Source organism: Chamaesiphon sp. VAR_48_metabat_403, from assembly GCF_031422475.1.
GTDB lineage: Bacteria > Cyanobacteriota > Cyanobacteriia > Cyanobacteriales > Chamaesiphonaceae > Chamaesiphon.
This window is the reverse complement of record NZ_JANPLS010000179.1, coordinates 1-4,805: the sequence shown is the minus strand read 5'-3', so window position 1 is coordinate 4,805 and position 4,805 is coordinate 1. Positions and strand designations below refer to the sequence as shown.

The 4,805-nt window shown below is 46.0% G+C and carries 6 protein-coding genes and 1 pseudogene; 3 read left to right on the top strand and 4 right to left on the bottom strand.

What is annotated here, in order from left to right; translation table 11 throughout:
• The first annotated feature begins 315 nt into the window (after positions 1 to 315).
• The 3 genes from RMO79_RS08655 to RMO79_RS08645 all read left to right on the top strand — a co-directional run bounded on the left by RMO79_RS08655 (position 316) and on the right by RMO79_RS08645 (position 3,049).
• Complete coding sequence (locus RMO79_RS08655; protein WP_310482711.1) at positions 316 to 1,245, top strand: isoaspartyl peptidase/L-asparaginase family protein; 930 nt, start codon at positions 316 to 318, stop codon at positions 1,243 to 1,245.
• A gap of 112 nt (positions 1,246 to 1,357) precedes the next feature.
• Positions 1,358 to 2,554, top strand: coding sequence for a radical SAM family heme chaperone HemW (gene hemW, locus RMO79_RS08650; protein WP_310482710.1), 1,197 nt, complete (start codon positions 1,358 to 1,360; stop codon positions 2,552 to 2,554).
• Between the two features lie 27 nt (positions 2,555 to 2,581).
• Positions 2,582 to 3,049: a hypothetical protein gene (locus RMO79_RS08645; RefSeq protein WP_310482709.1), complete on the top strand. Its 468-nt coding sequence runs from the start codon at positions 2,582 to 2,584 to the stop codon at positions 3,047 to 3,049.
• Here the strand turns inward: RMO79_RS08645 and RMO79_RS08640 are convergent.
• The 4 genes and pseudogenes from RMO79_RS08640 to RMO79_RS08625 all read right to left on the bottom strand — a co-directional run.
• Positions 3,041 to 3,514 carry a DUF1877 family protein gene (locus RMO79_RS08640; protein ID WP_310482708.1) on the bottom strand — a complete coding sequence of 158 codons (474 nt, stop codon included), beginning with the start codon at positions 3,512 to 3,514 and terminating at the stop codon, positions 3,041 to 3,043. The genes RMO79_RS08645 and RMO79_RS08640 overlap by 9 nt on opposite strands.
• 69 nt (positions 3,515 to 3,583) lie before the next feature.
• Positions 3,584 to 4,057 carry a tRNA adenosine(34) deaminase TadA gene (gene tadA, locus RMO79_RS08635; RefSeq protein WP_310482707.1) on the bottom strand — a complete coding sequence of 158 codons (474 nt, stop codon included), beginning with the start codon at positions 4,055 to 4,057 and terminating at the stop codon, positions 3,584 to 3,586.
• Positions 4,047 to 4,256 (bottom strand): hypothetical protein, encoded by a 210-nt coding sequence (locus tag RMO79_RS08630; RefSeq protein ID WP_310482706.1) that lies wholly within the window; start codon positions 4,254 to 4,256, stop codon positions 4,047 to 4,049. The genes tadA and RMO79_RS08630 overlap by 11 nt, the downstream gene beginning before the upstream one ends.
• A 41-nt stretch (positions 4,257 to 4,297) precedes the next feature.
• Positions 4,298 to 4,805, bottom strand: a pseudogene (locus RMO79_RS08625) (mannose-1-phosphate guanylyltransferase); the annotation flags it as partial.

Below are 4,805 nucleotides of genomic sequence, written 5' to 3'. Positions count from 1 at the left end.
CCCCCGAATAAAAAAACGACAAGACAACAAATCAAGACAAAGAGCGCAGAGGGCATAAAGAAAAAGCTAATCTATAGTCTTTGAGCGGAAAGGGAGTATGACGATCCTACATGAGAAACTAGTATCTTTCTATTCCTTTCTCTGCGCCCTCTGCGTCTCTGCGGTTGAAATAACATCAATATAGAATCTCACAACTAATTTAGGATTGCTAGATGAGATTCTGTCGATCGACATATTAACCATTAAAATATTAAACGATGCCGCGATCGATTGAAGCATCCTTAGCCCATTAATCCTATTGCGACCTCAACAACCATGTCTGACTCCTATTCCCTAATGATTCATGGTGGTGCTGGTGCCCTCGAAGATCTTAAATACGAAGCTAGCGAAGCAGTATTTCAAGAGAGTATCACCGCAATTTTAGAACGGGGTCGCCAACGCTTAGAACGGGGTGATAGTGCCTTAGATGTAGTTGAATATTGCGCCAGCTTGCTGGAAGACGATCGACTTTATAATGCAGGTAAAGGCTCGGTACTCAATGCCGATGGTAAAGTAGAAATGGATGCCGCACTAATGGACGGACGCGATTTGCGGGCGGGTGCTGTGGCTTGTCTCAAAGGTATTAAAAACCCCATATCCCTCGCACGGCGCGTTTTAGAGCATGGCGAGCATGTGCTGTTGATGGGCGATGGTGCTTTAGAATTTGCAAAGTTCTGTCAGATTGAAACTTTCCCCGACGATTACTTTATTACCGAGGCGCGAATTAAGCAAATAGCCCAAGTGCAGGTAACAGGGGGAATGACCCTAGACCACGAGCGCGTAAAACCATCCCAAAAGTTGGGTACAATCGGGGCGGTAGAGCGAGATCTCCACGGCAATCTTGCCGCAGCGACATCGACGGGTGGATTGGTAAACAAACGCTGGGGACGAGTTGGCGATACCCCCATTGTCGGCGCGGGAGTCTTCGCGGATAACGACACCTGTGCGGTATCTGCAACGGGCTACGGCGAACAATTTTTACGAACGGTGTTTGCCAAGACAATTTCTGATTTCGTCCAGTTCCGAGGCATGGATGCCCAAGCTGCGGCGCAAGCAGGGATTGACTATTTGGTCGCCAAGGTGAATGGTGAAGGTGGTGCGATCGTCATCGATGCAACAGGACGCTGTGCCTCAGCACAATCAACATCTGGTCTAATTCGTGGCTGGATCGAACTAGGCGGCGAAACATACTGTAAGCTGGGTTAGGCTTTAGGGAATAGGGAATAGTGGATAGTGGATAGTTGCTTCCTCCCAGTCTCCCAGTCTCCCAGTCTCCCAGTCCCCCAGTCCCCCAGTCCCCCCCGTCCCCCACACCCCCTTGCCCCCAACCGCTGCTTACATCCACATCCCTTTCTGTCGGCGCAGGTGCTATTACTGCGACTTTCCGGTATTTGTCGTTGGAGATCGCCAGAATGGAGCGACATCTGGTAACATTCAACTTTATGTCGATCGATTGGCGATCGAAATTGCCACTCAAGTAAATTACCATCGACCCCTAGAAACTATTTTCTTCGGTGGTGGTACTCCTTCCTTGCTAACTGTCGCGCAACTGGGGCAGATATTAGAGCAGTTAGCCGCCAAATTTGGGATTGCGAGTAATGCCGAAATCTCGATGGAAATCGATCCGGGGACATTCGATTTAGCGCAACTTCAGGGATATCTCCAGGCGGGGGTAAATCGGGTCAGTATTGGGGTGCAAGCTTTTCAGGATAATTTATTGCAATTATGCGGTCGATCGCATACTGTAGCCGATATTTACGCTGCTGTAGAGCTATTTCACCAGGGCGGTATTACCAACTGGAGCCTCGATTTAATTTCTGGATTACCGCAACAAACTATCGATAATTGGGTGGCTTCGCTGAAATGTGCGATCGAGTTAAATCCCAGCCATATTTCCTGTTACGATCTGATTGTCGAAGCGCAAACCCCTTTTGCCAAGCAATATCAGCCAGGGGATAAACCTTTACCCAGCGACGAAGCCACCGCCCAGATGTATCGTACCGCCCAACAGATGTTAAGTGGTGCTGGTTACGAACATTATGAAATTTCTAATTATGCCAAACCGGGACACCAGTGTCGTCACAACCGTACCTATTGGCAAAATCAACCCTATTACGCTTTCGGGATGGGTGCAGCCAGCAATCTCGAAAATTATCGCTTTACCCGTCCCCGCAAGACTCAGGAATACTACCAATGGATTGCCGATGGCTGCGATTGGCGAGTCGAGCTTACCGCCGCAGAGGATCGGTTTTTAGAAACTTTGATGCTAGGATTGCGATTATCTCGTGGAATAAGTCTAAATTCGATCGAGTCTGAATTTGGGATCGGTAGGCTCGATCGGTTGTTAAAATGTTTACAGCGATATCAGCACCAGGGATGGGTAGAAATTGTCTCGATCGAATATCACGATTCTCGTTCCGAGAGGCTTTGCCAACGATTGTTGCGCTTGTCAGACCCAGAAGGGCTATTATTTTCTAATGTCGTGCTGACAGAAATATTCAGCCAAGAGTTTTAAATATTTCTTGGCGTACCGAAATCTTTGATGATGAGTTCGATCGCGATCGTAGTTTTATTGCTGGTATTGCTTGGATATGTATATCTAACTTTTTTCGTTGGCTCGATGGCGATCGATCTTTTTAAACTCCTGAATATTTCCTCGCTGCTGAAAGTAACGTGGTGGCAAGATAATGTTTCAGTAGCGCAAGATTTAATCTTAGAACAATTTTCGCTCGGTGAAGAACGCATTTTTTCAGGTGTATATATATCTCACTGGGAAATCCCCCGCTTCAGATTAATGTCAGTAGATTGTCAACTAGATATTCCCTTTGAAGGCGGTTGGGACTGGCTGACAGAAGCATTAGAAAATCCAACAACTAGAGACGACTGTTCGGGAAAATTCGATCTCGAATTTAGAGGGATGATTATCGAGAAAGGACACTTTGGACATATAGGTATGTGTTCTTATCGGATCGAGGTTATCGAAATCTTAACAGTCGATCGGTTAATATGATGAAATTAGAATTACTTCGCTATTTTTAGCAGCCTCTTGAAAGACACAAATCATAGATTCTAAAAGATCCATCAAGAATTCCCATTCATCTTCTTGAGCATAAATTTCTCGATCGCCACGTAGATCGAATCTATTCCGCAAATCTTCTCGTACAACTCCTGTCAGAGCTTGAGCTAGTTCGTTTGCTTCGCTAGGTGAAAAGTAACGAACATAACCATAGGTTGCTTCAAACTTAGTTGCGTTTCCACCCATGACAACATTACACAGAGGTGGTTCGGCTTGACTCTCATCAAATGCGATCTCACCAGTTAATAAATAATGGATGGCTTGCCATTCTTTTTGAATAGAAAGACGAGTTTTAGCCACATAAATACTATCGAAAAATTCTTCACCAGATTCAGGGTTATTTTGTATCTCGGTAAATTTGCTTGGTGATATGCGTTGATAACTAACTGTAATACCCATATTGATTTTTATTTTCTGTACCGCTGGCATTAACAGCACAAGAAAGATACGCCTACAACTAAATATTCCCTAAATTCGCTTACTTTTAAACCAGTCCTGTAATTGTTGGCGACAGGTAGCTGCTAAAATGCCACCAATGACAGTTAATTTGTGATAAGAAGCCGCACTATCGGGAATATTCAAAACAGTGCGGACGCTGCCCGTTTTGGCATCATCGGCACCATATACTAGCAATCCCAGCCTTGAAGCGACGATCGCACCAGCACACATCGGACAGGGTTCTAGCGTTACGTATAGCGTACATCGATCGAGGTGCCAATTATTTAAATACGCCCCCGCCGCTCGAATCGCCACAATTTCTGCATGAGCGGTCGGATCTCGATCGCGTTCTCGCCGATTTTCACCTTCAGCAATTATCTCACCCTCAGGGCTGATAATTATCGCCCCTACTGGTACCTCACCCGCCACTCCCGCGCTCGTTGCTAATTCGATCGATTTCGCCATCCAGCGTTGATGCAATTGAATGTCTATGTTAGGTTGCATTTGGTTCTTCGGGTTTCTCTCCAACTGCTTGTTGTGAAGAGTTTTGACGCTGTTCGGCTGCATATTCATCAAAGGAGCGAAACTTCCCTGCATTGAAATCATCTAATCCCTGCTGAATACCTGCTATCGCTTCTACTGAATCTTGTGTTTCCCATTCAAGAACGCTCGCCAAAAGTATCGATATCTGGTGGTAAAACATATTCTCCTAAAGCCTAAAACCTAACACCTAAAGCCTAATACCTAATCACTAGTCTGGCGATATTGTTCGATAAAATCTTGAACTAGTTGGCGGTATTCACGCATCGTTTCATCGACCCAATTGCGATCGTTACCGTTAACATAAATATGTACCAAAGGTTCGCCAGCATCGGGGAGAATTAAGATCCAGCGATCGTCTTGATAATTGATAATTTTAACACCATCTTCGGTATCTAAATATTCTGGTTGATGGGTTTCGAGAATATGCCGCATTAAACCGCCTTTAGCCGTCCACGGGCACCGGAGAGAGTGACTGCGATAATAGACGCGCGGTAGCTCGGCACGGAGGCTGCTAAGGGAACGATCTTGACGGGTGAGCATTTCGATTAGTTTAGCGATGCAGAACATGGCATCGAAGCCGGGATGAAATTCGGGGAAGATAAAGCCCATTTCGCCGCTGCCGCCGAGGACGACGTTTGGTAGCTGCTGACAGGCTTCCATTAATGCGGTGGGGCTGGCTTTGGTGCGCTTGACTTTGCCACCATGACGG

Excerpts from the sequence above, each read along its gene's own strand:
- RMO79_RS08655 (WP_310482711.1), top strand. The coding sequence starts at position 316 with ATGTCTGACTCCTATTCCCTAATGATTCATGGTGGTGCTGGTGCCCTC.
- RMO79_RS08645 (WP_310482709.1), top strand. The coding sequence starts at position 2,582 with ATGATGAGTTCGATCGCGATCGTAGTTTTATTGCTGGTATTGCTTGGA.
- RMO79_RS08640 (WP_310482708.1), bottom strand. The coding sequence starts at position 3,514 with ATGGGTATTACAGTTAGTTATCAACGCATATCACCAAGCAAATTTACC.
- tadA (WP_310482707.1), bottom strand. The coding sequence starts at position 4,057 with ATGCAACCTAACATAGACATTCAATTGCATCAACGCTGGATGGCGAAA.
- RMO79_RS08630 (WP_310482706.1), bottom strand. The coding sequence starts at position 4,256 with ATGTTTTACCACCAGATATCGATACTTTTGGCGAGCGTTCTTGAATGG.